The organism is Aquibacillus saliphilus (genome assembly GCF_020404745.1).
Lineage (GTDB): Bacteria > Bacillota > Bacilli > Bacillales > Amphibacillaceae > Aquibacillus > Aquibacillus saliphilus.
This window is the reverse complement of sequence record NZ_JAIZAP010000013.1, coordinates 70,038-96,759: the sequence shown is the minus strand read 5'-3', so window position 1 is coordinate 96,759 and position 26,722 is coordinate 70,038. Positions and strand designations below refer to the sequence as shown.

Annotated in this window: 26 protein-coding genes and 1 riboswitch; of the genes, 23 read left to right on the top strand and 3 right to left on the bottom strand. The window is 36.1% G+C overall.

Features of this window, described 5'->3' with window-relative positions:
• Positions 1-90 precede the first annotated feature (90 nt).
• The gene (locus tag LD272_RS14040; RefSeq protein WP_226037242.1) at positions 91-396 is read right to left on the bottom strand and encodes a hypothetical protein; all 306 of its coding nucleotides are present in this window, start codon (positions 394-396) and stop codon (positions 91-93) included.
• Positions 397-568: 172 nt separating this feature from the next.
• Here LD272_RS14040 and LD272_RS14035 point away from each other — a divergent pair, with 172 nt between their 5' ends.
• The 10 genes from LD272_RS14035 to LD272_RS13990 all read left to right on the top strand — a co-directional run bounded on the left by LD272_RS14035 (position 569) and on the right by LD272_RS13990 (position 11,288).
• Entirely contained in the window at positions 569-1,462 is an 894-nt protein-coding gene (locus tag LD272_RS14035) for an NAD(P)/FAD-dependent oxidoreductase (RefSeq protein ID WP_226037241.1), read from the top strand.
• 178 nt (positions 1,463-1,640) lie between these two features.
• Positions 1,641-1,952, top strand: coding sequence for a PTS sugar transporter subunit IIB (locus LD272_RS14030; RefSeq protein ID WP_226037240.1), 312 nt, complete (start codon positions 1,641-1,643; stop codon positions 1,950-1,952).
• 40 nt (positions 1,953-1,992) lie between these two features.
• Entirely contained in the window at positions 1,993-3,279 is a 1,287-nt protein-coding gene (celB, locus tag LD272_RS14025; RefSeq protein ID WP_226037239.1) for a PTS cellobiose transporter subunit IIC, read from the top strand.
• Positions 3,280-3,415: 136 nt separating this feature from the next.
• A complete protein-coding gene (locus LD272_RS14020; RefSeq protein WP_226037238.1) occupies positions 3,416-3,721 on the top strand; it encodes a PTS sugar transporter subunit IIA in 306 nt (101 codons plus the stop codon).
• A 16-nt stretch (positions 3,722-3,737) separates the two neighbouring features.
• Positions 3,738-5,126: a glycoside hydrolase family 1 protein gene (locus LD272_RS14015; protein WP_226037237.1), complete on the top strand. Its 1,389-nt coding sequence runs from the start codon at positions 3,738-3,740 to the stop codon at positions 5,124-5,126.
• Positions 5,127-5,836: 710 nt separating this feature from the next.
• Entirely contained in the window at positions 5,837-7,774 is a 1,938-nt protein-coding gene (locus tag LD272_RS14010) for a BglG family transcription antiterminator (protein ID WP_226037236.1), read from the top strand.
• Between the two features lie 398 nt (positions 7,775-8,172).
• Positions 8,173-9,000 (top strand): basic amino acid ABC transporter substrate-binding protein, encoded by an 828-nt coding sequence (locus tag LD272_RS14005; protein ID WP_226037235.1) that lies wholly within the window; start codon positions 8,173-8,175, stop codon positions 8,998-9,000.
• 187 nt (positions 9,001-9,187) lie between these two features.
• The gene (locus LD272_RS14000; RefSeq protein WP_226037275.1) at positions 9,188-9,844 is read left to right on the top strand and encodes an amino acid ABC transporter permease; all 657 of its coding nucleotides are present in this window, start codon (positions 9,188-9,190) and stop codon (positions 9,842-9,844) included.
• Positions 9,841-10,563 (top strand): amino acid ABC transporter ATP-binding protein, encoded by a 723-nt coding sequence (locus LD272_RS13995; protein ID WP_226037234.1) that lies wholly within the window; start codon positions 9,841-9,843, stop codon positions 10,561-10,563. The genes LD272_RS14000 and LD272_RS13995 overlap by 4 nt, the downstream gene beginning before the upstream one ends.
• A gap of 335 nt (positions 10,564-10,898) precedes the next feature.
• A complete protein-coding gene (locus LD272_RS13990) occupies positions 10,899-11,288 on the top strand; it encodes a DUF4870 domain-containing protein (protein WP_369413984.1) in 390 nt (129 codons plus the stop codon).
• 148 nt (positions 11,289-11,436) lie between these two features.
• On the opposite strand, the gene LD272_RS13985 is transcribed toward LD272_RS13990, so the two are convergent.
• Positions 11,437-13,488: a LuxR C-terminal-related transcriptional regulator gene (locus tag LD272_RS13985; protein WP_226037233.1), complete on the bottom strand. Its 2,052-nt coding sequence runs from the start codon at positions 13,486-13,488 to the stop codon at positions 11,437-11,439.
• A 296-nt stretch (positions 13,489-13,784) separates the two neighbouring features.
• On the opposite strand from LD272_RS13985, the gene argC reads away from it, so the two are divergent.
• The 5 genes from argC to purU all read left to right on the top strand — a co-directional run bounded on the left by argC (position 13,785) and on the right by purU (position 19,119).
• Positions 13,785-14,834, top strand: coding sequence for an N-acetyl-gamma-glutamyl-phosphate reductase (gene argC / locus LD272_RS13980; RefSeq protein ID WP_226037232.1), 1,050 nt, complete (start codon positions 13,785-13,787; stop codon positions 14,832-14,834).
• 13 nt (positions 14,835-14,847) lie between these two features.
• Positions 14,848-16,086: a bifunctional ornithine acetyltransferase/N-acetylglutamate synthase gene (gene argJ, locus LD272_RS13975; RefSeq protein WP_226037231.1), complete on the top strand. Its 1,239-nt coding sequence runs from the start codon at positions 14,848-14,850 to the stop codon at positions 16,084-16,086.
• 14 nt (positions 16,087-16,100) lie between these two features.
• Positions 16,101-16,904: an acetylglutamate kinase gene (gene argB / locus LD272_RS13970; RefSeq protein WP_226037230.1), complete on the top strand. Its 804-nt coding sequence runs from the start codon at positions 16,101-16,103 to the stop codon at positions 16,902-16,904.
• Positions 16,897-18,087: an acetylornithine transaminase gene (gene argD, locus LD272_RS13965; protein ID WP_226037229.1), complete on the top strand. Its 1,191-nt coding sequence runs from the start codon at positions 16,897-16,899 to the stop codon at positions 18,085-18,087. The genes argB and argD overlap by 8 nt, the downstream gene beginning before the upstream one ends.
• 132 nt (positions 18,088-18,219) lie before the next feature.
• Entirely contained in the window at positions 18,220-19,119 is a 900-nt protein-coding gene (purU, locus tag LD272_RS13960) for a formyltetrahydrofolate deformylase (RefSeq protein ID WP_226037228.1), read from the top strand.
• 574 nt (positions 19,120-19,693) lie between these two features.
• Here the strand turns inward: purU and LD272_RS13955 are convergent.
• A complete protein-coding gene (locus tag LD272_RS13955) occupies positions 19,694-20,491 on the bottom strand; it encodes a histidinol-phosphatase HisJ family protein (protein WP_226037227.1) in 798 nt (265 codons plus the stop codon).
• A 138-nt stretch (positions 20,492-20,629) separates the two neighbouring features.
• Positions 20,630-20,676: riboswitch (PreQ1 riboswitch) on the top strand.
• A 92-nt stretch (positions 20,677-20,768) separates the two neighbouring features.
• On the opposite strand from LD272_RS13955, the gene queF reads away from it, so the two are divergent.
• The 8 genes from queF (at position 20,769) to LD272_RS21770 (ending at position 26,506) form a co-directional block, all read left to right on the top strand.
• Positions 20,769-21,266, top strand: coding sequence for a preQ(1) synthase (gene queF, locus LD272_RS13950; RefSeq protein WP_226037226.1), 498 nt, complete (start codon positions 20,769-20,771; stop codon positions 21,264-21,266).
• A 45-nt stretch (positions 21,267-21,311) separates the two neighbouring features.
• Positions 21,312-21,950 carry a queuosine precursor transporter gene (locus LD272_RS13945; RefSeq protein ID WP_226037225.1) on the top strand — a complete coding sequence of 213 codons (639 nt, stop codon included), beginning with the start codon at positions 21,312-21,314 and terminating at the stop codon, positions 21,948-21,950.
• A gap of 281 nt (positions 21,951-22,231) precedes the next feature.
• Complete coding sequence (locus tag LD272_RS13940; RefSeq protein ID WP_226037224.1) at positions 22,232-22,870, top strand: hypothetical protein; 639 nt, start codon at positions 22,232-22,234, stop codon at positions 22,868-22,870.
• Between the two features lie 59 nt (positions 22,871-22,929).
• Positions 22,930-23,688, top strand: a complete 759-nt coding sequence (locus LD272_RS13935; RefSeq protein ID WP_226037223.1) for a hypothetical protein — start codon at positions 22,930-22,932, stop codon at positions 23,686-23,688.
• Positions 23,689-23,732: 44 nt separating this feature from the next.
• Positions 23,733-24,731: an acrylyl-CoA reductase family protein gene (locus LD272_RS13930; protein WP_226037222.1), complete on the top strand. Its 999-nt coding sequence runs from the start codon at positions 23,733-23,735 to the stop codon at positions 24,729-24,731.
• An 84-nt stretch (positions 24,732-24,815) separates the two neighbouring features.
• The gene (locus tag LD272_RS13925; protein ID WP_226037221.1) at positions 24,816-25,166 is read left to right on the top strand and encodes a DUF2680 domain-containing protein; all 351 of its coding nucleotides are present in this window, start codon (positions 24,816-24,818) and stop codon (positions 25,164-25,166) included.
• 654 nt (positions 25,167-25,820) lie between these two features.
• Positions 25,821-26,018: a helix-turn-helix transcriptional regulator gene (locus LD272_RS13920; protein ID WP_226037220.1), complete on the top strand. Its 198-nt coding sequence runs from the start codon at positions 25,821-25,823 to the stop codon at positions 26,016-26,018.
• Between the two features lie 5 nt (positions 26,019-26,023).
• A complete protein-coding gene (locus LD272_RS21770) occupies positions 26,024-26,506 on the top strand; it encodes a hypothetical protein (RefSeq protein ID WP_255639758.1) in 483 nt (160 codons plus the stop codon).
• Positions 26,507-26,722 lie beyond the last annotated feature (216 nt).

The window sequence follows — 26,722 nt, the reverse complement described above, 5'->3', positions numbered from 1 at the left end:
CTCGTAATTATAAAAAGGACTGCTGTGGAAAATTAATTACTAAGTTAGCCACGTTCAGCTCCGGCGTTTACACTTTTGTTCCTTTTGCTTTTAAAAATGACTAGGATAGTTCTTCAAAAAAAAGTCTAGTAACGCCTGTCTGTTCTTTTGTAAGTAAAAACACAATTGCTGGCCTACTGGGACTGCATTGATTTTTTTATTACATAGCGAGCATGTGTCTTTTTTTGAAAATGTATGTTTTATTCCCAGTGGGATTGGAGATTGGCTATTCCCCACTAGAAATTGGAACCTTTGATTGTTTACTAGAAAATGGATATGAACTCCGGTAAATTCTGCAGCGTTCATTATCGATACATTTTGGATAGTTAAATCCTCTATTTGTAATACTTTGCACACTTTATAGCAACTCCTTCATATGTAAAATCGTAGCTTGAGTATTTATTAATCTATATTACATCACTATACCTTTATTCTATTTGATAGTGTAACGAAAGATTAAAAAGTTAAGTATAGGTTCACTTTCCTTACAAACAATAAGTTTGATTTATAAATGGAAGGTGTTGGTAAAATGTATGATTGCATAATAGTTGGTGGTGGGATAGCAGGGATTCAAGCGGCTATCCAGTTAGGTAGATATCAACATCAGGTGTTAGTTATTGACTCTAGTGATGGACGTTCAAATCTATGTAGGTGTTATCACAACATTATCGGTTGGCCTGACGGTGTGAGCGGTCAATATTTACGTGATATAGGTAAGCAACAGGCAGAAGGTTATGGCGTGATATTCTTAAATGAAATAGTAAGGACAGTGAAAAAAGATTTTGACGAGTTTGTTGTTATGGATCAATCAGAGAAATTCCATCAGGCCAAAACAATCCTATTCGCAACTGGAGTGAAAGATCGCTTGCCTAATTTCGCCAATTTGTCCCCTTGTTTAGGAATAAGTGTTTATATTTGTCCTGATTGTGACGGTTACGAAGTTAAGGATAAACGGACTTTAGTATTAGGGTCAGGAAATTCTGGGGCAAGTATGGCTTTATCGTTAAGCTACTTTACAAACCGGTTGATCTATATTAATCATGAACAAAAAGATATAGATCAGAAAAACAAAGAGAAATTGAAAGACAAACAGATACCTATCTACAATAAATCAATTGCAGAAGTATTTACAGAAGGCTCTCTGATACAAGGCGTTAAGTTAACGGATGGACAAGTAATAGAAGCAAGTCATGCATTCGTCTCTTTTGGTGGCAATATAGTCAGGTCAGACTTAGCAAAATCTCTTGGAACAAAGTTACATAAAAATAACCATATCCTTGTAAACCCGAGAACGATGATGACAAGTATTAACCGGGTATGGGCCGCAGGTGACGTCGTGCCACATTCCGAACAAGTGACGATTGCAATGGGAGATGGTCTACAAGCAGCTATTTGGATCCACAAAAAACTTAGATCGATATAGAAATTGCTTCAAATTAGTAGTTTACAATAAATAAAATGTGGAGAATTGACATGATTCTATCTTCACTCAATCATTTCCGTTACGCAACGGAAAAACAATGAGTGTTCATGAAAACGCTTTTAACCTACAATGAAATTAGCTTCAAAAAAGATATTACCTACTCAAGGAGGAATTATAAATGAAACGTATATTATTAGCTTGTTCAGCAGGTATGTCAACTAGTTTGTTAGTGACAAAAATGAAGGAAGCAGCCGAAGCAAAAGGCATCGATGTTGAAATATGGGCCGTTGCTCAAGACAAGGCACCAAAAGATATGGAGCGTGCGGATGTTCTATTGATTGGTCCACAAATGAGATTTATGAAGAAAAAATTCGGTGTAACTGCTGCAGAAGTTGGAATACCGCTTGATGTTATTGATCCAATGGCTTATGGCCGCGTTGACGGGGAAGCAGTTCTAAATAAAGCTATAGAATTAATAGACGGAAAATAATCACATCTAAATAGAGATAGAAAAAGGGGAGGCAATACAGATGAATAGGTTCATGGAAATATTAGAGAATATTCTAATGCCGATAGCGGATAAATTAAACAACAACCGCTATCTAACGGCATTACGTAATGGTTTCATGGTAGCATTACCATTAATCATTTTTGGTTCGATTTTTGTTGTAATTGCGAACTTACCGTTCTTAGACAAAGTCATTAGTGAGGAAGCCTGGGCTGCCTATCAAAGTGCTTTAGGGCCAGCGTCAGCAGCAACCTTGAGTATTATGGGACTGTTTGTAATCATTGGTATTGGTTATAAAATGGTTGAGGTAAATGAAGGTGAATCAATTTATGGTGGGGTTGTAGCACTTGGTTCTTTCTTAATTTTAACTCCACAAGTATTGGATGGAACTTCAGGTGTTATTCCAACTTCTAGCTTAGGTGCAGAAGGTATGTTCCTTGGAATTTTCACAGCATTTATTTCAGCAGAACTATATCACCTATTTGTAAGAAAGAATTTAACAATCAAAATGCCAGCAGGTGTTCCAGATGCTGTAGCAAGATCTTTTAGTGCATTAATTCCAATTACATTAACTCTTTCACTATTTTTGATTGTACGTATTATCTTTAGCTACACACCGTTTGATACAGTTCAAAACTTTATTTACACATTAATTCAAGAGCCATTAACTGCTCTAGGTAGTGGATTACCTGCAACAATTCTCGCGGTGCTTTTAATCCAATTGTTCTGGTTCTTTGGATTACACGGACAAATTATTGTCAACTCAGTATTTGACCCGATTTGGTATGCATTAAACGACCAAAACTATCAAGCTTTTATCAATGGTACAGAGCTTCCGAATATTGTAACAAAACAATTTATCGATACCTTTATCGTTGGTATTGGTGGTTCAGGTATGACACTTGCGGTTGTTATTGGTATCTTCCTAATCGGTAGAAGTCGTCAGTTAAAGGAACTTGGTAAATTAGGTGGACCAGCAGGAATTTTTAATGTAAACGAACCTATTATCTTTGGCCTACCTATTATCATGAACCCATTAGTTCTTATTCCATGGTTAGTTGCACCAGTAGTAGTTGCATTAGTAACTTACTTCTCAATGGCAACAGGAATAGTTCCAAAACCGGCCGGTATTATTGTACCCTGGACAACACCAGCAGTCCTAAGTGGATTCCTCGCAACAGGTAACCATATTATGGGTGCTGTGCTACAAATAGTTAACATTGTTATCGTATTTGTTATCTGGTGGCCATTCCTGAAAATCATGGATAATCAGTATTACAAAAATGAACAAGGTAGCGAGTCTAAATAAGCAAAAAATTATAACGTAGTAGATAGTTCGTATCTCCCACTCGTTGGGAGATACGTATTCATTTAAACTTGAATAGATAATAATATTTTTGATTAAAAGTTAGTTAAATAATAAAAAACATCAGAGGTGAATCGTCTTGGATAATATTACAGAAATAGCATTTCAAATAATCCTTTATGCTGGTAACGGAAAATCAAGCGCAATGGAAGCAATACAAGAGGCAAAAGAGGGCAACTTTGAAGAAGCAGATAAGAAGATTGTTGAAGCAGGAGAAGAGTTGGGTAAAGCCCATGAATTCCAAACAAAACTATTACAACAAGAAGCAAGTGGAGAAGGTCAGTCAGTAAATGTTATCCTTGTCCATTCTCAGGATCACCTTATGACTGCTATGACAGTTCGGGACCTAGCTATCGAAATCATCGAGATACACCGTATTAAATAAAGGAGGCAATCCATTTATGTCTATACAGAAAAAATTTCCTGAAGGTTTTTGGTGGGGAAGTGCAGCTTCGGCAACACAAATGGAAGGTGCCGCATCAGAAGGTGGAAAAGGGTTAAACATTTGGGATCACTGGTATGCGACAGAGCCTAATCGTTTTTTTGAAGGAGTAGGACCAGAATCAACTTCTGATTTCTATCATAAATACAAACAAGATATTAAATTAATGAAAGAGATTGGTCACAATTCATTTCGTCCTTCCATTTCTTGGTCAAGATTAATTCCAGGAGGAACTGGAGAGGTTAATCAAGAAGCGGTTGATTTTTATAACAATGTGTTTGATGAAATGATTGCTAACGATATCGAACCATTTGTTAACTTGTTTCACTTTGATATGCCACTTGAACTACAAAATGCTGGTGGCTGGGAAAATCGTGACGTAGTTGATGCTTATGTGGAATATGCCAGTAAATGCTTTGAACTATTTGGGGACCGGGTTAAAAAGTGGTTTACGTTTAATGAACCTATTGTGCCGGTTGAAGGTGGATACTTGTATGACTTCCATTATCCCAATGTTGTTGATGCCAAACGTGCATTTCAAGTTGCATACAACACGATGATTGCACATGCAAAAGCAGTTGAAGAATATCATAAGCTTAATATAAAAGACGGTAAGATTGGAATTATTCTTAATCTTACTCCATCATATCCAAGAAGTCAGAATCCAGCTGACTTAAAGGCTTCTAACATTTGTGATTTATTCTTCAATAGAAGTTTCTTAGATCCGGCTGTTTTAGGGGAGTACCCGCAAGAACTTATTGAACTACTAAGGGAGCATGGGCAATTACCTGAAACAAAAGATGGCGACAAGGAATTACTTAAAAATAACAAGGTTGATCTATTAGGTGTAAATTACTATCAGCCTCGTCGAGTAAAAGCGAAAGAAAATTTACCTAATCCTTATAGTCCGTTTATGCCTGATTGGTTCTTTGATAACTATGAGATGCCAGGTAGAAAAATGAATCCTTATAGAGGATGGGAAATTTACGAAAAAGGTATTTATGACATCATGATTAATTTAAAAGAAAACTACGGTAATATTGAATCATTTATTTCCGAAAATGGAATGGGTGTACAAAATGAAGGTCGTTTTCTTAAAGATGGTCGGATAGAGGATGATTATCGAATTGAATTCATTCAAGATCATCTTGAGTGGTTACACAAAGCAATTGAAGAAGGTTGTAATGCTAAAGGTTATCACCTATGGACATTCCTAGATAACTGGTCTTGGATGAACGCCTATAAAAATCGATATGGCTTCTTCTCTGTAGATATAGAAACAAAAGAAAGAACAGCGAAGAAAAGCGCTTCATGGTTTGCTGAAGTTTCTAGAAATAACGGTTTTTGATATAATAAGTAGGCGTAGCGACAGAATTCGCTACGCCTACTTAGCGTTTTCGTAATGAGATAAAGAATTGACGAAGTTTATCAAACAGGTTCCTAAGAGTGCAGGAACCTGTTTGAAGTATATAATTGAACTAATGATAAATCTTTGGACGCTAAAACAAAACTTTTTTCGTAAGTGTAGTTGCTTTTAAATCTTCATAGTTGATAGAAAATGCGACGTAACTGCTATGTTGATCTCCGCTCCGGACAGTCGCTTTCCGCGGGCAACGCTTCAACTTCCTCGGAAGAAAACCGCTTCCTGCGGGATTTTCAGCTGCTCCTGCGGTTACTCGTCGCACGAAGAGCTTTGTTGCTTTTCCCGCAGGAGTCGACTGCCCTCTGCTCCAAACAACTAGTTATTGTGTAAATCAATCAAGAGATTTCAATTGACAAACCACATTAAAAGCGGAGGAAATACACGAAGACTCCTGCGGGAGGAAAGGCATAGATGAGACCCCGCAGTGCGAAGCACGAGGAGGCTCAGCAGCCACCCGCGGAAAGCGAAGTGTATTGCCGCAGCGCTGACATAGCACTCATCTTATAAAGAATATAAATGGAAATCTACTCAGTAGTTACGTCGGAGTTTATAGATTTTGTGTCTTAGAAAACAGTTGAAATAACTTAGGCAGCAAGTATAAAAAGGTGAAAAAAATTAAACTGAGAGGAGGGAATATGTTGAACTCCCGAATGATACAAGTTTTACGTGAATTAATGGCATCTGAAGCTGCCTTAACAAGTGAATATTTAGCGAATATTGTTCAAGTTACCTCAAGGACTATTCGAGACGATATAAAATCGTTGGATCGATTACTATCAACAAACGGGGCTATTATTCATTCAATTAGAGGTAAAGGCTACGAGCTTCAAATTAACGATGACCAACTTTTTAGACAATATTTACATCAATTTATTCAAGAAGATTCAAATGCGAATGAAGTCGCACCTGATTTACCGGAAGAGAGAACGAAATATCTAATAAAACGTCTATTATTAGCTGAAGGTTACTTAAAGCTAGATGGCTTATCAGATGAAATGCATATTAGTAAATCAACGATCCAAAACGATTTGAAAAATGCGAAAAAAATATTACTCACATATGGAATTACATTGGAAACAAGGCCAAACTATGGTATGAAAGTAAAAGGCAGTGAAGTGAAACTTCGGTTTGCAATGTCAGAATACGTATTTAATAGAAGTGAGAAGGTTGCCAGTTCGTTGTTAAATGACCAATTATCTTTGTTAACGAAAGAAGAAAACCTAAATGAAATCTGGACAATCATTTTTGATCAAATCAATGAAAATGGGATTACACTATCCGATATTGCCGTCAATAATTTATTTATTCATATTGCTATTGCCTATAACAGAATTAAAAGTGGGCATCATGTGTCTTTATTTAAGAAAGAATTGAATGAAATAATCGATAAGAAAGAATATGATGTTGCTAAGAAAATAGTATCAAAAGCAGAAGAAGTATTAAAAGTTACATTTCCACAAGTTGAGATTGCCTATATAGCTATTCATTTACTTGGTACAAAAATGATTAATCAGACAAATATGAGCGAGCAAGAGATTGGTAACATGATGGAAAGTGATGTCTATCAACTTACAACAAAAGTCCTAGAAACGATTGAAACAAAGCTAAATTTAAAGGTAAGGCATGATCGCGAGTTAATTATTGGTCTTGGTCTTCACTTTAAACCAGCTATTAACCGTTATCGTTATGGAATGAATATTAGAAACCCAATGCTTAATGATATTAAGGCGAATTATCCGTTAGCTTTCGAAGCTGGAATTGTTGCGGGATTAGTATTAGAGGAGCATATGGGAGTTAAAATTGATGAAAACGAAATCGGTTACCTTGCTCTCCATATAGGTGCTGCAATGGAAAGGCATAAATTAGAATCTGGGCCGAAACGGTGTATGATTGTTTGTGCTTCAGGCTTAGGCAGTGCGCAGTTAATAAAATATAAACTGCAATCAAGGTTTGGCTCAAAATTGGAAGTTCTCGGTACAACGGAGTATTACAAATTAGATCAAATTCCTTTCGAGGAAACAGACTTCATTATTAGCTCTGTACCAATAACGCAACATTTATCCGTTCCGGTAATCGAAGTTAATACAATATTAGGAGAGAAAGATTTAGGAAAGATTGAGGAATTTGTACTTGATCGAGCGAGTAGTGTATATCATTATATAAAAAGAGATTTGGTGTACCTTAATAAATCATTTCATACGAAAGAAGAGGTGCTAACTTTTCTTGTTGAAAAACTAAAAGAAAAAGAGTTAGTATATGAAGGTTTTTTAGAAGCTGTCTATCAAAGAGAGGCTGTAGCACCAACATCATTCGGAAACTTAGTTGCTATCCCACATCCGATTACACCGCAATCAGATGAAACGTTCGTAGCTATTTGTACATTAGATAGACCAATTATCTGGGAGGAAAAACGAGTTCAGTTTGTGTGCTTGCTAAGTGTCGAGAAGGACAGTAGTGAAGATTTACAAAACATGTATGAAATGCTAGGAAAGATAGTTGAAAATACAACTATTATCCAACAAATTTTAAAAAGTAAAACTTATAATGAGTTTATCAAGGTCTTGTTAAGGTAAAATTAATAGAGGGAACACCATATGATAGCTACTACGATTAGTATCTATCATATGGTGTTCCCTCTATTCTACCTGAAGTCGATCTTCTATCTGCTGCTTTATGCCACATGGAAGCTTGACTTATTTCTTTAGGATGATCACTAGGAAAGGTAACTTAGAAGAATCTACGCGTTTCTTAGGGTTTTATTTAAGAATTATCTATTAATAAACAAGCCATCTATCTACTTTTTTCCTGTTTTTTGAAATTTACTTAAAAACAAATACATTTTTATGCATAATAATTCAAAAGTATGAATATTTCGTGTTTTATTTATTGGTTGAAAACTATTGAAAAATAAGAGGATACGAGTTATTATTTTGTTACTGAATATTTAACAAACAAACAGGAGTGAATAAATATGAAAAAGAACTTATCTTTAGTTTATCTAATAGTAATCGGTTTACTAGTATTGTCTGCATGTGGTACAAGCAATGATGAAGGTACTAATACAGATGAGGGTGCGACAGACGATAAACCAGTACTTCAGGTTGGAACCGACGCAGCATTTGCTCCATTTGAATATATGGAAACTGGTGAAATAGTAGGGTTTGACGTTGACTTACTAGAAGCTGTGATGAATGAAGCTGGATATGAATATGAATTAAAAAATGTGGGTTGGGATCCTATGCTTGCATCGGTCCAAGGTGGCAATATAGATTTAGCTATTGCGGGTATTACCATTAATGATGATCGTAAAGAGACATTTGATTTCTCTGTACCTTACTTCGAATCAACACATATGATTGTTTTTAATGAAGGTGCTGATATTAATAGCGCAAAAGATTTAATAGGTTTAAAAGTAGGAGTTCAAACCGGTACAACTGGGGCGGAAGCTGCAGAAAAAATTATGGGCAAAAATCACGAAGATATTGCTAAATATGAGACAACAGCACTAGCATTCATGTCATTGACCAACGAAGACGTAGACGCTGTTGTGACTGATAACGTGGTTGCTGCTGAATATGTTAAGAATAATCCGGATGCTACTGTAGAAGCTATTACTGATAAAGAAAACTTTGAATCTGAGTATTATGGCTTAATGTTTCCAAAAGATAGTGAACTAGAAGAAGAGCTTAGTGCAGCATTGACTTCCATTATTGAAAGTGGTAAATATGAAAAAATTTACAATGAATGGTTTGGTACGGATCCGGATGTAGATATGTTATTAAAAGCTGCTAATCAATAGTAATCGAATAGAAGAATAGCGTAACGCTTAATCGTTACGCTATTTTTACGGCAGTGTCCAAATTGTGTATAATGTAATTTGTTATAAATAAGAAGTTCTTGGTTAACTAATCCCAAGTATTCTTAAGAGGAGTAGTAGTATGAGTGATTTTGTTATGATAATTCAAGAAATGTTAGACACCATAGGTATTGATTTTCGGATGGATATAGTAATTGATTACCTACCTTTCTTTCTGAAGGGAACACTGATAACTATCGCTGTATCAGCAGCTGGTGTGATTATGGGTATGATATTGGGTCTTTTGGTTGGAATGGGTAAAGTCGCAAAACTATGGATAATAAGGTTTCCCTTTATTTGCTACATCAACTTTTTTAGGGGAACACCATTATTAGTTCAGCTTTTTTTAATACACTTTGCTGTAATGCCATTGATTCTTTCGGAAACAAACACGATAGCATCTCTAGTCGTTACGTTATCGCTTAATTCGGCGGCGTATGTTGCAGAGATTTTTCGCGCTGGTATCAAATCAATTGATAAAGGTCAGGCTGAGGCTGCGCATTCTCTAGGGATGAATAAAATTCAAGTTATGAGATATGTCGTATTACCCCAAGCATTTAAACGAATGATTCCACCACTTGGCAATGAGTTTATTGTTTTATTAAAAGATTCATCACTCGGAGCAATTATTGCGGCACCTGAGCTTCTTTATTGGGGAAGAGCTGCTACAGGGCAGTATTATCGTGTGTGGGAACCATATTTAACTGTTGCATTAATTTATTTACTATTAACATTAACATTGACTTACTTGCTAAATTACGTTGAAAGAAGGTTGGATACAGAATGATTTCTGTTAAGAATCTCAAAAAATCATTTGGCTCACTTGAGGTGCTGAAGGATATAACAATAGATATATTACCTCAAGAAGTTGTTGTTGTAATTGGACCATCTGGATCTGGAAAGTCGACCTTTCTTCGATGTTTAAATTTAATTGAATCGATCACGGATGGCCAAGTATTGATTGAGGACGTTAATATTACCGATAAACAAACCGATATTAACAAAATTCGAACCGAAGTCGGAATGGTGTTTCAACAATTCAATTTATTTCCACATAAAACCGTATTAGAAAACATTACTTTACCAATGATTACGGTAAGAAAGTGGAAAAGGAATGCCGCTGAATCAAAGGCACTTACATTGCTTGAGAAGGTAGGTTTGTCGGACAAAGCGGATGTCTACCCCGATTCTCTATCCGGCGGACAAAAGCAGCGCGTAGCAATTGCTAGGGCACTCGGAATGGAACCAAAGGTAATGTTGTTTGATGAGCCAACATCAGCGCTTGATCCAGAGATGGTGGGAGAAGTGTTGGAGGTTATGAAACAACTAGCACAAGAAGGAATGACTATGGTTGTTGTTACACATGAAATGGGCTTTGCCAAAGAGGTTGGTGACCGGGTCGTCTTTATGGATGAAGGTTACGTTGTTGAAGAAAACAAGCCAGCTGAATTATTCGGAAATCCCCAGCACGAACGAACGCAGGCATTTTTGAGTAAAATTTTATAAATGATCTTATTACTTTAAAAAGCAGACTGTCCCTTGTAAGGGGATAGTCTGCTTTTGTTCTTGTCTAGGAAATTAGAATTGTCTGCTGTTCATTCCTAAGTTAGCCATGTCCAGATCCGGTGCCTACGCTTTTTTAAAATTTTCATCTGCATATGAGTTAAATTATCAGTAAATTCTAAAAATATATACCTAGGGATACATTACACGAGGAGATCGTTATGCTACTATTTAGATAATTAAGTAATCAATAAAGCTTAGGTTTTTGGTATCACTACCAAGGGAGCGGTATTTGAGCAAGTTGTGAACGAATACTATTATGTAGGGAGGTGTTAACATTGACAGAAAATGTGAATGAAGAAAATAATCAAGAGAAAAAAGAGGAAGAAAAAGTAGAGCCTGAAGTCACTGAAGAAATGAAGGATGCTGAAGACAATAAGGCTATGGGTATTTTAGCTTACCTTATATTCTTCATCCCACTTTTAGCAGCTAAGGAATCAAAATTTGCTATGTACCATGCAAATCAAGGGTTAACTCTATTTTTACTATTTGTAGCAGTTAATGTGGTGGGTACAATTATTCCGTTACTTGGTTGGTTACTTATCATCCCGTTGGGCAATTTATTAGTTTTCGTTTTAGCTATTATAGGAATTATTAACGCCGCTAAGGGCGAAGTGAAACAGCTGCCGATGATAGGGAAAATACAACTAATTAAATCAATGTCATAATACTGATTTTTTGCAAGTTGTCATCTACATATAGTTGGGATAGATCGTTCCCAAACTATATGTGATTGACAATTTCTGTGATGAAATTGACTCAATAAGAAATAAAATTAAGGTAGAGTGATTAAATGCCATCTCTACCTTAACACCACTACATATAATTAATCTCCATAAGTCTCTTTATTAGTTGAGCTCTATTTTTTACATTTACCTTTTTCAAAATTCTACTCATATGTTTCTTTACTGTTACCTCAGCCACAAATAAACGTTCAGCAATCTGGGCGTTACTATATTCATCTAGAATAAGAAGAACAATATCCTGTTCACGTTCTGTAAAAGAGTATCTGTCGTTAATATCGTTAATACGATTATTTTTGTTTCCTTTTCTTGTGAATGCCTCTAGGTATTTTGATAGACGTTGACCTCGAACATCCAAAATATAGGAAGGTGATGGATATCTATTTCCAAAATCATAATTGGTAGCTCCTGGTACTTCTTTGAACCCAAAGCTTTCTAATAGTTGCTGATAAAAGGGTAACGGTGTAGATGTAATAATTCTACCTCCAGAAAGAAGTAAAGGGAATAAGTTAAATAAAAGAAAAGAGCGTCCAGACGTATCTGTAGGATCTAAGCAATCTAGCATCCGGATAAACCACCCAGAATTTGTGTGACTTGCTACCGCATAGTCGTTATATTCTGAGTTGCTTAGACTTTGAAAATAAGAAGCAGAAACAGGTTGCGTTGTTAGTGGTTCTATAGTAGCTTCATTGATTGGAATGACAACAGACATCCCAATACTTTCTTGCTGATCATTTTTTAGTAAGCTTGCTACATTATGGCCCATTAAATTTATATAGTTTATGTCAATGAACTCTGTTTCTTTCTTGTTATGATACATCGATACATAAAAATCGTAACCACTACTCGTATCGTAATTTAGATAATGCACGGTATTTTCAGTGATAGTCTGTTTGCGATTTTGAAAATACTGATCTACTTCGTAAATATTGTGTTCACCAACATGTTCAAGATATAAGTTAGTATCTATACCATTCTGGAAAAAGGTAGATTTAATGAGTTCATCGCCAAGATGGTAAAAGAATTCAGCAATATCACTGACAGTTTTTGTATGACTTATTCTATTATGATAGAAATAGGCACAACGTTGATTTAGTCGTTCAAATGTTCGATAATCCCTAGCTTTTAGATCGACTCTGATAGCATCACGAATTAAATCGTGAATTGCCCAACCATTTTTTCGTTTTCTTACAAATGATAACGAGGTGAGTTTTGTGAACAGAGATATAGGGATAGTTTGTTTTAATGTATAAGATAGACTAACTTGATCAAAATGGCGCAGCATAGCAGCAGCTTCAAGTAGAGTGCTTAACTTTTCATCACGAACTTCGTGTAACCATATTGTCGTAAGTTCCATTAATATAGTTGAAACCTCATCATTAAAATTAATTTTGCTAGGAAGTTCCTCTGTTTGCTCAACAGTTAGGGCGGCCAAAGAAATTGTTAATGGATGTCCTTTTGTAAATTGCCATATCGTGTTTATTAAAAAGTCATCATGTATTTGATAGTTGGCTAAATACGCTTTTGTCTGGTTGTAGTTAAGGTCATCTAGTTTGTATTGTTTCACTATCTTCCGCCATGCAGGTGACTGTTTCCATTCACCTTTTAGTTCTTTGCGACCAGATAGGACAACTACTATGCTCTTTGGGAGTTGACTAAGGAATACATTGCGAAACCACCTGTCGAGATCTCCCATATGCTCATAAGAGTCGATAGCAATGATAACCTTGGTGTCTATTGATAAATGCCTCAATACCTGAAAACAATTTTGTAGTGTTAACGATTCTGTATTAGTTGTAGTTTCTTGATTGGAGTATAGTTGAATTAGAAGATTTTCTACTAGAGTTAGGGGTGTGTGTATAAAATCTCGGCTATCTAATTGTAAAAACAAACAATTTTCATGCTCGGCTATTCTGCTAAATTCAGATAATAAAAAAGTTTTCCCAATACCGCCAGTTCCATAAATGTTTAGAATCTTCATTGTCCCTTCCGTATTACGAATAGTCTTACGAAAGACGGCTAGTTCCTTCTCCCTGCCAACAAAGGCATCGTGCTCCACTTGAGTGACAATTGCTTGGTAACTTTCATTTAGTTTCTCCGATTTTGTGTCTTCTTTTTTTTGCAAAGTACCCCCCCTAAATTAATGTTAGAAAATTCAAATTATTATCATGTATAATACAACTATAGTTATTCTCCTGAACAATGTCAATTGCTTCCAAAAACAATTCTGTTATATTTACTATCAAAAAAATAAAGTATTAAACAGTATTAAATTTAAGTAGGAAGGATAAATATATAGTTGTGCAAACAGTTAGTTTTTTAAGCAACTAAAAGAAAGGAAAATCATTTTTCGGAAAAATACCATTGTATAAATATACGTAATGAAGTATAATAATAAACCAACGAATCGTATTGTTAGGAGTGGAATATAAAGTGAAAGTAGCTATCATTGGTGGAACCGGCTATGGTGCAGTAGAACTTATTAGATTTATAAATAATCATCCATATGCAGAACTTGAAGCAATTGTTTCACACTCTCAAAGTGGTGAGGAATTGTCATCTGTATATCCACATACAACAGATTTAATTACCTTTACAATGGAAGAGCTCGATATTAACGTGCTTAGCGATAAAATTGATTTAGTATTCTTTGCAACACCATCAAATATCAGTAAGAATCTCATACCTAGTTTCATAGAAAAAGGTGTGAAATGTATAGATTTATCTGGAGATTTCAGGATTAAATCACCAGATGTCTACAGTAAGTGGTACCAGTCATCTCCGGCTGAGCAACAATACATTGATAAAGCGGTGTATGGATTATCTGAAATATATGGGGAAAAGGTAAAGGATGCATCATTAGTAGCAAACCCTGGTTGTTACCCAACAGCCACTTTATTAGCTTTAATACCAGTAATGAAGCAAAAATACTCCGATAATAATTCAATTATTATTGATGCTAAGTCAGGAGTAACGGGAGCAGGTAGGGGATTATCATTAAATGTTCATTACGCAGAAATGAATGATAATTTGAAAGCGTACAAATTAGGTCAGCACAAGCACATACCAGAAATTGAACAGGTGCTAGAGACCGAGAGTAATCAGGAAATACAAGTTACTTTCTCCACACACCTTGTGCCAATGACCAGAGGTATTATGAGTACTATATATATTGACTTAAACGAACAAATCAGCACAAGTGAAATTATTAATCTATATAATGACTACTATAAAAATGACCCGTTTGTCCGAATTCGACCTGAAGGAACGCTCCCGTCGACAAAAGAAGTCTATGGAAGTAATTTTTGTGATATCGGATTTCATTCTGACCTACGAACTGGTAAGTTAACAATTATTTCTGTAATTGATAACTTAGTAAAAGGCGCATCAGGGCAAGCAATTCAAAATATGAATCTATTATATGGTTGGGACGAAACAACTGGTTTGAATTATTTACCGATTTATCCCTAAGGAGGATGCCGAAATGGAACATGTAAATCAATTAGCAACAAAAGATAAGGTACATATCGTACCTGATGGAACTGTAGCTACACCTAAAGGCTTTTCTGCAGGCGGCCTTCATTGTGGCATTCGGAAGAAGAAACTCGATTTGGGATGGATTTATTCGGAAGTGCCAGCCGTTGCCACGGGGGTATATACAACGAATCTGTTTCAAGCACCACCACTAAAGGTAACACAAGAGAGTATTGCTAAGGAAAATAAAATACAAGCACTTCTGGTGAACTCTGGTGTTGCCAATGCATGCACGGGTAAGCAGGGCTTAGAAGATGCATATCAGATGAGACACTTGTTTGCCAAAACAATGAATATTTCCGAACATCATACAGCAGTTGCTTCAACAGGATTAATCGGGGAACTGTTACCCATGGATAAAATCAGTGACGGAATTAACCAAATTCATGCGGAGGAAAACAACCACGTATCAAGGTTTGAAACGGCAATTTTAACAACAGATACACGTGAAAAAGGTGTTGCAGTAGAATTTGAGATTGATGGAAAATTAGTTTCAATTGGAGGAGCCGCCAAAGGATCGGGAATGATTAACCCAAATATGGCGACAATGTTAAGTTTTATTACTACAGATGCTAACATCGGTAATCAAGAACTTTCAGTTGCTCTTAAAGAAATTACCAATAAATCATTTAATATGATTACTGTTGACGGAGATACGAGCACGAACGACATGGTGTTAGTTCTGGCAAACGGGAAAGCAGATAATGAAATGCTTTCCAAGGAACACGCTGAGTGGATTACCTTTTTTGAAGCATTAAAACTTGTATGTGAGCTGCTTGCAAAAGAAATAGCGCGTGATGGAGAAGGGGCCACTAAATTAGTTGAAGTTCAGGTAAATGGGGCTGTTAATGATGAAGCGGCACAAGCAATCAGTAAGTCAATTATTTCTTCAAACCTTGTAAAAACAGCGATTCACGGTGCAGATGCAAACTGGGGAAGAATAATTACTGCCATTGGATATAGCGGGCAACAGCTCGATCCAGATAAAGTAAATGTATCGTTAGGTCAAATCAAGGTAGTAGAGGATGGGATGCCATTCGCTTTTGATGAGATTTCTGCCAAAAACTATTTACTTAAAGATACGATTACCATCTTCGTCGGATTAGGAGATGGCGAAGGTAGTGGTACAGCATGGGGCTGTGACTTATCCTATGAGTATGTCAGAATAAATGCTTCGTATCGTACTTAGGGAGGTCAAATTAGGTGAAGTATGTAGTAATTAAATGTGGGGGGAGTGTTTTTGATGCATTACCACCATCATTTTACAAAAATATAGTTGAATTGCATCAAAGTGGCGAGTGGCAACCAGTTATCGTTCATGGTGGCGGCCCGTTAATCTCATCTTTATTAGATAGGTTAGGTGTAGAGACTACCTTTGTCAATGGCCTTAGAGTTACTACCAATGAGGTGTTGGATGTTGTGGAGATGGCTTTGAGCGGACTAATGAATAAGCAAATTATCCGGAAGCTAATGGAAGCTGATGGTAATGCTTATGGGGTTAGTGGAGTTGACGGATCATTACTTCGAGCAGTCCCAACTGAAGAAGCAGATTCGCTCGGGTTTGTCGGTGAAGTTGACAAGGTTAATACCGAAATCATTGAACAGATTGTAAAGCAAGGATTTATTCCGGTTATCTCTCCGCTAGGTATCGATCAATATGGACAAAGATTTAATATAAATGCTGATATGGCTGCTTCTTCAATCGCTCAGAGCTTAGCGGCAAAATTGTGCTTTATTAGCGATATACCAGGAATCTATGTAGATGAAGATGGAAAGAAAGTCACCTTACACCAAGTTGGTAGCAAAAAAATAGAGCAATTAATTGAAGATAAGGTTATACAAGGTGGAATGATTCCAAAAGTTAGGTCTGCTTTATCTGCATTAGCACAAGATGTACCAGAAGTTTCTATTGTTAATGGCTTAGCAGTTAATAGTCTGATTGACTTTATGAACGGAAATCAAATTGGAACAAGAATTATCTTAGATAAGGAGATGCCACATGTCTGAAACTAAATTCCAAACTACAATTGATCCGGTGATGCATACGTACAATCGTTTTCCTTTAACACTTGTTAAAGGAAAAGGGAGTTTTGTCTTTGACGATAAGAATCAAAAATTCTTAGATTTCACTTCAGGAATTGCCACATGCAATTTGGGTCATACGCCTGAATTCGTAAAACAACAGGTTGAAAATCAATTGCAAGAGCTCTGGCATTGCTCCAATTTATATGAAATCCCTTCACAGAAAAAATTAGCCGAACAGCTTGTCCAAAATAGCTGTGGTGATCAAGTATTTTTTTGCAATAGTGGTGCTGAGGCAAACGAAGCAGCGATTAAACTAGCTAGAAAGTATGCACAACAGGTTAAAGGAACAGAGCGGCACGAAATCGTCACCTTTAGTAATTCATTTCACGGTAGAACATTAGCTACACTGGCGGCCACTGCCCAGGAAAAGATTCAACAAGGATTTGCGCCGCTAATGCCAGGGTTTCGCTATTTACCCTTTAATGACAAAGAGGCGCTTCATTCATTGGTTGAAACGAATACATGTGCTGTCTTACTAGAGCTTGTTCAAGGTGAAGGTGGAGTTATTCCTGCTGATCAAGAATGGATAAATCAGTTAGCGGCTCTGTGTAAAGAGCGAGACATTCTTTTAATGGTAGATGAAATCCAAACAGGTGTTGGACGAACAGGGACATTGTTTGCTTACCAACAATATGGGATTGAGCCAGATGTGATTAGTTTAGCAAAAGGCTTAGGCAGTGGTATTCCAATCGGTGCTGTGATTGCCAAAGAAAAAGTAGCGGCAGCATTTGGCCCTGGATCACATGGTAGTACATTTGGTGGCAATCCGGTCGCAACTACAGCTGGTTCAGCGACAATATCGTATATATTGGAGCAGGATATTTTATCTAATGCAAAGAAAATGGGCGAATATCTTTTCCAAAAACTAGAGTCACTAAAAGAAAAATACGAACAAATTGATGACGTCCGAGGTAAGGGACTACTTGTAGGTATAGTTGTTAAGGGAAAGGCAATTGACTACGTAACAAAAGCAAGAGAAAAATACAATTTGTTAATTCTTGTTGCTGGACCTAATGTAGTAAGAATTCTTCCTCCACTAACGACTACAAAAGATGAAGTAGATCAGTTTTTACTAGCATTCGAAGCGATAATTAATCAATCGTAGTAAAGCTAAATTCGAGCGACAGTGCTCGAATTTTTGCGTGTTAAACGAGAATTATGATAATGCTTAACTTGAATATCGTCGAAAAATAGCATAAGGTAGATAGACTTACTAATTAAATAAAGAGGGATTAAGATGAAGGCATATATACAAGAAAAAATTAATAATTTTAAAGAACGGAATAAGAATAGGGCTAGGTTATTAATTAATTGCCCTGACCAACCGGGAATTGTCTCAACTGTATCAAAGTTTCTATATGATCACGATGCTAATATTATTGAGTCAAGCCAATATACTACAGACCCAGCAGGTGGCGAATTCTTCATTCGAATTGAATTTGAGTGCCCGGATTTGAAGGATAAGGTTGATCAAATCGAAACAGATTTTCAATTAATTGCTAACGAATTTGATATGGATTGGAAATTCACATATGTATTTGAAGTGAAGAAGATGGCGATTTTTGTTTCTAAAGAACCTCACTGTTTATTAGAGTTGTTGTGGGAGTGGCAAAGTGGAGATTTAATGGCTGATATTTCCCTGGTAATAAGTAATCATGAAACTTCTAAAGAAATGGTTGAATCTTTAGGAATTCCTTATTATTATATTCCGGCAAATAAAGACATTAGAGAAGAAGTAGAACAAAAGCAATTGCAGTTGTTAGAACAATACGATGTTGACGTGATTGTGTTGGCTAGATACATGCAAATTCTAACGCCAAATTTTGTCGCTAAACATGAGAATTATATTATCAATATCCATCATTCATTTTTACCAGCATTTATCGGTGCAAAACCATATGAGCGTGCATATAACAGAGGTGTTAAACTAATTGGAGCTACATCTCACTATGTAACGAACGATTTAGATGAAGGTCCTATTATTGAACAGGATATAAGTCGGGTCAATCATAAGGATAATGCTGCTGATATGAAGAAAATTGGTCAATCAATTGAACGTAGTGTGTTAGCAAGAGCGCTTAAATGGCATCTTGAGGATCGAATTATTGTTGATCGAAATAAAACGATTGTATTTTAAATAAGGCTGTTTTCTAACCTGATCGGGACTGCGGTTACTCGTCTCACCAAAAATAGTTGCTGCTTTTTGACTCAAAACTATAGACTCCGACGTAACTACTGAGTAGATTTCCATTTATATTCTTTATAAGATGAGTGCTATGTCAGCGCTGCGGCAATACACTTCGCTTTCCGCGGGTGGCTGCTGAGCCTCCTCGCGCTTCGCACTGCGGGGTCTCATCTATGCCTTTCCTCCCGCAGGAGTCTTCGTGTATTTCCTCCGCTTTTAATGTGGTTTGTCAATTGAAATCTCTTGATTGATTTACACAATAACTAGTTGTTTGGAGCAGAGGGCAGTCGACTCCTGCGGGAAAAGCAACAAAGCTCTTCGTGCGACGAGTAACCGCAGGAGCAGCTGAAAATCCCGCAGGAAGCGGTTTTCTTCCGAGGAAGTTGAAGCGTTGCCCGCGGAAAGCGACTGTCCGGAGCGGAAATCAACATAGCAGTTACGTCGCAGTTTCTATCAACTGCGACAAGAAAGTGAGTCAGTACAATTTCTGTATTGGCTCACTTTTATTTATTAATAACGAATGATTTCAATTAATCTCAATTGCTGTAGGTTTCCTTTTGTCATAAATATATAAATGAGTGAAACCAGCTTGTTTTGCTAATAGGATAGCGTCATCCATGTATGAACCAACCGTGTTCGCTCGGTGTGAGTCGGATCCAATAGTAAGCAATTCACCACCAAGATCCTTATAGAGTTTGAGTACTTCAAGTGAAGGTAAGGTTTCTCCTAGCAGTCTACTGTTTAAACCAGAGGTGTTGATTTCAATTCCAATCCCTCTCTCAATTCCTTTTTCTAGGATAGCTGCAATTAAGTCTTTGAAACTAGTAAATGGGTAATTGCCGATAGTTTTAACGGCATACCGTTTCATTAAATCAAAATGTGCAAGAATATCTATATCTGCATGAGATACTAATTGATACAATTCATTAAAATAACCAGAATAAGCATCATATGCTGATTTATCTTTCAAGTAAATCCGTAATTTTTGATTGTCGACGTTGTGTACTGAACCAAGAACAAAGTCAAATTCTTTATTTAATAGAGCCTCGTTATATTCATCCTTCATTAAATGTGGCTCACATAATTCGATACCAGCTTTAATTATAAGCGAGTTTTGATATTTTTCTCGGCAATCATTTATGTGTCCGAAATATCTATTGAAATCCATGTGCCCATAAGTTGGGGCTAAGGGATTGACGGAGTAATGCTCGGTGAAACAAATCTCTTTAATCCCTTTCCAGGCAGCATGCTGGCAAACATCCTCCATTCTTGCTCTTGAGTCAAATGAATTATCAGTATGATGGTGGTAATCAATCATATACATAGAATGCACCCTCCTTTACCTTTAGAGTTGTTATTACTATTCTAACATTTTATGAAATGTGATGGTGTCACTAGAAAATTGATTGACATCTAGATTGACCATCTATATAATAAATCGAGTATTATAAATTACACATATGTAGCAGAGGTTCTTAGCTTAAACCCTCTATAAAAAACTAAGGACATATTATGTGATCTATAGACTATGTCCCTTAGGGGGCGTGGTCTTTTTGTTTGTCTATCGTAAATAGTAACTATATAAAGGGAGGTAAAATACCATGCCAGGAAGAAAAGATGAAGATCTTAAAGACCTCTCGCTACTAGGTAGTCAAGGAACAACATATTCTTTTGACTATGCACCAGAGGTTTTAGAAGCATTTGATAACAAACATCCGAACAGGGATTACTTTGTAAAATTTAATTGCCCTGAATTCACAACACTATGCCCAAAAACAGGCCAGCCTGATTTTGGAGTTGTATATATAAGCTATATCCCGGATCAAAAGATGGTGGAAAGTAAAGCATTGAAACTATATTTATTTAGCTTCAGAAATCATGGTGATTTTCATGAAGACAGCATGAATATAATAATGAATGATTTAATCGAGTTAATGGACCCGCGCTATATTGAGGTATGGGGCAAATTCACTCCTCGTGGTGGAATATCTATTGATCCTTACTGTAATTATGGTAAACCAGGTACGAAATTTGAACAAATGGCAGATCACCGAATGATGAATCACGATATGTATCCTGAAAAAATTGATAATAGGTAGAGGGTTAGCAGAGGATTTCTCCGAAAGGGATGGGGAGGAAAATAAATGTTTATTTATTTAAATGCGTTATTTGTAGGTTTATTGATTGTATCAAATATTTTAGGTGTGAAACTATTTAGTATTGGTGAGTTTATGTTACCTGCTGCTGCAGTTGTTTACGTCATTACCTATTTAGTTTCTGATGTTATTGGTGAAGTTTACGGAAAAGAAGCTGCCAGAAAAACTGTGCAAGCAGGATTCATTACTCAAGTTGTTGCGCTGTTATTTGTATTTATTGCTATACAACTACCGGCAGCACCAGTATTTGGCTTGCAAGCCGAGTTTGAAACTATTCTTGGTGGTAGCTTCCGTGTCATGCTTGCTAGTTTAGCGGCATACGTCGTTAGTCAAAACTTAGATGTCTCTATATTTCATCGCCTAAAAGAAAAACACGGCGAAAAGAAACTATGGTTAAGGAACAATCTGTCTACGATGACTAGCCAATTGATTGATACAAGTATTTTTATAACAATTGCCTTTTTGGGAACAGTACCGACATCAGTATTACTTGGAATGATTGCGACTCAGTACGTTTTCAAATTCATCGTAGCTGTTGTCGACACGCCAATCACTTACTTGTTAGTTAAGCTGGCTAAGCGTGAAAAAGGTAGTCAACTGTATACTTCTGAAATGAACGTATCTTAATAAAAGTAGTGCTTCTAAATATTTAGGAGCACTACTTTTTTAGGTGATTGAAAGACTATTACTACTAATCATACTGATTGAAATGATAGGAATGTTTAGTAGACTAGATAAACAAACAATTTTTGGATTGTTGAATCGTTATATTCCATTGTAGTTCATAGATAATTCCATAATGATAAATATCTTAACTGTTAATACTGCGGATACTTATTTATAATGGAACCATATTATATTTGTGTAAAGAGATGCATAAGAAGTGTAATCTGTTGGAGAGGGTATATATGAAATTTTCAGTTAATAAGCAAACAATTTATGAACTATTCATGATTCTGTTGGCTGCCCTATCAGTCGCAACATTATGGAATAATACAGGCTACGATAGTTATATAGTCTGGTTTACCTGGGGTATCTTTTTTATCGATTTTATCTATCGCCTATACCGAAGTGAAAATAAGTGGAAATTTATTAAAAGCAATCCATTGTTAGTAATTGCTGTAATTCCTTTGGATGCTCTGTTCCAAATGGCTAGAATTGCCCGGCTATTACACTTGTTGAGATTAAAAACAATCACTAAGTATTATACGATGCCATTCATTAAAGTTCTAAAAAAACGGCATATCCGGTTAGTTCTAGTAGTAACTGGTGTTATCGTATTTATTTTAATCTTTCCACTGTACTTAGTCGAACCATCTCTGACCAGTTATTGGCAGGCATTACTTAGTAGTCTAATGTCATTAATATTCTTCGGTCAAAGTGACTTTGATCCAACGACAACGTTTGGCCATATAATCATCGTAATTTTAACTATTTTAGGAGTTGTCCTCCATGGAATAATTATAAGTACAGCGTTTGATTTAATATACAAAGCAAAGTGGTTTGTAGCAATTAAAGAAAAGGTGACTCGTAAAAAAGTAAGTTAAAACTTTTTAACAATTTTCACTGCCTATGAATATATTGATGATGGGCGGTGGTAATCATGGTGAGGCATTTTTCGGTCGAACAACAGCGGGAATTGGTCAAAATAAGGACACTGACCAATTTGCCGTATGATTATTTAGGAATTTATTTGGATCACAAATTAGCAGCAACTTTTACAACAGGTGATACATTCTACTTGCAGACAAACAAGCGGTCTTCACCTAATAGATTAATGATAGTAGCTTATTTGATGGATAGAAATGGTCCAACTGCAATCGGCGAACAATACTATTTTAATTCGGTTAATCGGGAACGGAAATTTAAACCAGGAGATATATTGGTTGCTAGTGACAACCTTAACCAACTAATGACAGGTTATATGGGCCATTCTGCACTCGTTGTTGATAAGGAACACTTAATTGAATCACCCGGAGGACATCCTGCAATTCGAAAGGATACAATCCAACAATTTCTGGATAAACATCCTGTTCATGCACAATTTAGACCTAGATCAACTAAAAAAGGGAAAGCGGCTGTACAATATGCAGTGGATTATTTAGCGAAATATAACGATAATTTAGAGCAAGGACTGAAAGAGCCTGTTTTTTCAATGAACTTATCACAATCATTAGAAGAACCATGGGAATATATCTATTGCTCTAAATTAATCTGGATAAGCTACTTTCATGGTGCAGGCTACAAGCTAGAGAACGATTATCTTTGGTACTCGCCAGAAGATCTATACACAAATCTAGTAGATAATATTGACTTTGAATTAATTTATCAGCATGAGGATGTTAAGTTTGTTATTAATACGTAGTGCATGAATTTGCACTACGTAATTACCTGAAAGGAGTACATAAAATGAAAGAATCTTTTAAAGCATTCCGTTTAGATAAACACGGAGAGAGGTTTTCTGCTCAAGTAGAAAAGCTTTCGTTGGAAGAATTGCCAGATTCAGAAGTATTGATTGAAGTTCACTATTCAAGTGTTAATTACAAAGATGCATTAGCAAGTGTAGCAAACAGCACAATTGTAAAAGAGTATCCATTTATTCCGGGAATTGATTTGGCTGGTGTGGTTGTTAAATCCAAGGATAAAAGATTTAAACCTGGTGACGAAGTAATTGCTACCAGTTTCCAGATTGGAGTATCACATTTTGGAGGTTATAGTGAATATGCCTCTATTCCTGCAGACTGGATTGTGCCTTTACCAAAAGGGATGACACTACAGGAATCAATGATATTTGGAACTGCGGGATTTACTGCTGCACTCTCCATCCATCGCTTAGAAGAAGTTGGCTTAACAACTGAAAAGGGAAAAGTATTAGTAACTGGTGCAACGGGTGGAGTTGGCAGTATGGCGGTAGCTATGCTAAATAAATTAGGTTATCATGTTGTGGCAAGTACAGGTAAAGAAAGCGCACATGACTTTTTATATAAACTTGGTGCAAAAGAAGTTGTCTCGCGTGAATATGTCTATCAAGAAAAGATTAGGGCACTGGATAAACAAGAATGGGTTGCAGCTGTTGATTCAGTTGGTGGGCACCCATTAGCGTCAATTCTTAGTAAAATTGATTATGGTGGAGCTGTTGCGGTCAGTGGTCTAACTGGTGGAACCGACGTCCCTACTGCAGTTTTTCCATTTATTCTACGAGGAGTTTCTCTACTTGGAGTTGATTCTGCTTACTGTCCATTGCCACTTCGACAACAATTATGGCAGAGGATGGCAACGGAATTAAAGCCTCTATATTTACAAGAATATCTCTCAACGGAAATTACTCTAGAACAATTACCAGATACGTTAGCTAATCTATTACAAGCGAAGGCGCAAGGTAGGACGATAGTAAATGTTCGAAAATAATAGCATAAATGAAATAACTTTCATATGAATAGAACTCTTTCCAGTTGTAAAAATTAAGGATAGAAAATTGGAAAGGGTGAAAGTATGAAAACATTTATTGTTAAATTATTATCCCTAGTGCTTTTGATCGGGATACTTACAGCAGAATCTTCACAGATTCAAGCTGAGGAAGAAGCCGTTCATAAATCGAAAATGGAGTTTAATGAGGTTGAGCTAACAAAGCAGCAATTAGCTGAACTAAAAACACTTCATGAAGACTTAATGAACCAAAGGATTGGTGTCATCAATAAATATGTCGAGTTAGGCGTGTTAAGTGAAGCGGATGGGAAGGAAATGAAAGACCATTTAGATAAGTATCACAAAAAACTCGAAGAAGATGGATTTATACCAAAATGGGATAAGCATCATGGAATGCACAAACATAAGGATGAATAAAAATAAGAAAAAGGTAGCACTTCCTGAAAGCAATTCCGTTTCGGTGGAGAAAATTTAAAATATCACTCCAAATGGATGACCAAACCGCATAGTAATTAGGTCACCTTTAAATACTGTTATAACAATGTTTATGTATAGTTAACATATGTAATCGCATTAAAATAACATACTAAAAAACCGATTGACAACAGCTATTGTCAATCGGTTTTTTAGTATGTTAATTAGGGTGCTAATTGGGTTGTTATTCGGGGTGTTAATTTAGAAAGAACAAATTTGGCAATGCTGTTTATCAAACCAGAGAATAAAACGGCAGAAAAGGTTGTACAATTATTAAAGAATGATGCTGAATACTCTTCTGTCTTCCGTATAAATCCCTAACGGAAAAATTAACAGACGCATAAAGAATAGGTAACACAGATAAAAGTTTAACTTACTTTAAAGGATATAATCTTTCTAAGATAGCTCGCTAAACTAAGCGAGTAACCCCTTTAGCAGGATAGTGAAAAATGTATATTCCAAACTGTACCGAATGGAGATGGTACAGTTTTTTTGAGGGAATTCTAAGGTTCACCAAAAAATAAAAGTAAAGTTTACTAGACAAAATGACAAGTCAACTTTACACTAGGAGTAGGGAAAAGTTGGGGAGTGATTTAATTGCTTGTTAACCGTGTAAGAGAATTACGCGCTAAATTCAATCTAACACAAGGAGAACTGGCTAAAAAGATTGGCGTAACCAGGCAAACGATTGTTTCATTGGAAAAAGGGAGCTACGTTCCCTCGTTACTGCTCGCTATGAATATTGCGGAAGTCTTTAATGAACCAATAGAAAAAATCTTTTATAAAAGGGAGTAAGAAAAATGAAATTATATTTTACAGTTATATTAAGGTCTTTGCTTTATGTTTCACTAGCTGTTATGGTTTATGAATTTGTTAGAGTAGAGCAGTATTTTGAGTTATTGGGAAGGGGATATATTGATGGATTTTCCGTAAATATTGGTAATCAGGCGGGACAAATATTTGTTGTCATAACGATAATATTAGTCATTCTTAATGTGCTTCAGCTACTTGTTATGAAAAAAAATAAACAAGCAAAAGTGGAGGACTATATCCTCCCTGAATATGATGCCTCAGATGAACGGTCGGTGGAAATAACTGGAAAATCAGTACGTTTTGCATTCGTTTTTGTATTATTGTATTCGTTTCTAATTCTCGGTTCATATATGTTCGTTCCAAATTATTTCCTTGATTATGTTTGGTATCCTATGTTTACAACGGCTTCGATACCAGTAGTTGGTCTAATCGTTTATTTAATATCTTTTAAGGTTCTTTATTCTCGTTAACGGTTATTTACTTCTTAAAATAGATGGCATTTAGTTGAACTAGACAATATAAAAACGAAACGCTTGGACATTTTAATCTCCAAGCGTTTTTGGCTACTATTTAAACTGATTTTTTGGTGTAATTATCACACTGTTTTTTCTCATTTTCTCCACAGTATCGGAACTACTTACACTTCCTGCGATCCTCTTTCTTACTTGATTATAATACAACACCCA

Coding starts and splice junctions, on each gene's coding strand:
- purU (WP_226037228.1), top strand. CDS start 18,220: ATGAAGGCATATATACAAGAAAAAATTAATAATTTTAAAGAACGGAAT.
- LD272_RS13925 (WP_226037221.1), top strand. CDS start 24,816: ATGAAAACATTTATTGTTAAATTATTATCCCTAGTGCTTTTGATCGGG.
- LD272_RS13930 (WP_226037222.1), top strand. CDS start 23,733: ATGAAAGAATCTTTTAAAGCATTCCGTTTAGATAAACACGGAGAGAGG.
- LD272_RS14010 (WP_226037236.1), top strand. CDS start 5,837: ATGTTGAACTCCCGAATGATACAAGTTTTACGTGAATTAATGGCATCT.
- LD272_RS13940 (WP_226037224.1), top strand. CDS start 22,232: ATGAAATTTTCAGTTAATAAGCAAACAATTTATGAACTATTCATGATT.
- LD272_RS13955 (WP_226037227.1), bottom strand. CDS start 20,491: ATGTATATGATTGATTACCACCATCATACTGATAATTCATTTGACTCA.
- LD272_RS13995 (WP_226037234.1), top strand. CDS start 9,841: ATGATTTCTGTTAAGAATCTCAAAAAATCATTTGGCTCACTTGAGGTG.
- argJ (WP_226037231.1), top strand. CDS start 14,848: ATGGAACATGTAAATCAATTAGCAACAAAAGATAAGGTACATATCGTA.
- queF (WP_226037226.1), top strand. CDS start 20,769: ATGCCAGGAAGAAAAGATGAAGATCTTAAAGACCTCTCGCTACTAGGT.
- LD272_RS14015 (WP_226037237.1), top strand. CDS start 3,738: ATGTCTATACAGAAAAAATTTCCTGAAGGTTTTTGGTGGGGAAGTGCA.
- LD272_RS13945 (WP_226037225.1), top strand. CDS start 21,312: ATGTTTATTTATTTAAATGCGTTATTTGTAGGTTTATTGATTGTATCA.
- LD272_RS14035 (WP_226037241.1), top strand. CDS start 569: ATGTATGATTGCATAATAGTTGGTGGTGGGATAGCAGGGATTCAAGCG.
- argD (WP_226037229.1), top strand. CDS start 16,897: ATGTCTGAAACTAAATTCCAAACTACAATTGATCCGGTGATGCATACG.
- LD272_RS21770 (WP_255639758.1), top strand. CDS start 26,024: ATGAAATTATATTTTACAGTTATATTAAGGTCTTTGCTTTATGTTTCA.
- celB (WP_226037239.1), top strand. CDS start 1,993: ATGAATAGGTTCATGGAAATATTAGAGAATATTCTAATGCCGATAGCG.
- LD272_RS14005 (WP_226037235.1), top strand. CDS start 8,173: ATGAAAAAGAACTTATCTTTAGTTTATCTAATAGTAATCGGTTTACTA.
- LD272_RS14030 (WP_226037240.1), top strand. CDS start 1,641: ATGAAACGTATATTATTAGCTTGTTCAGCAGGTATGTCAACTAGTTTG.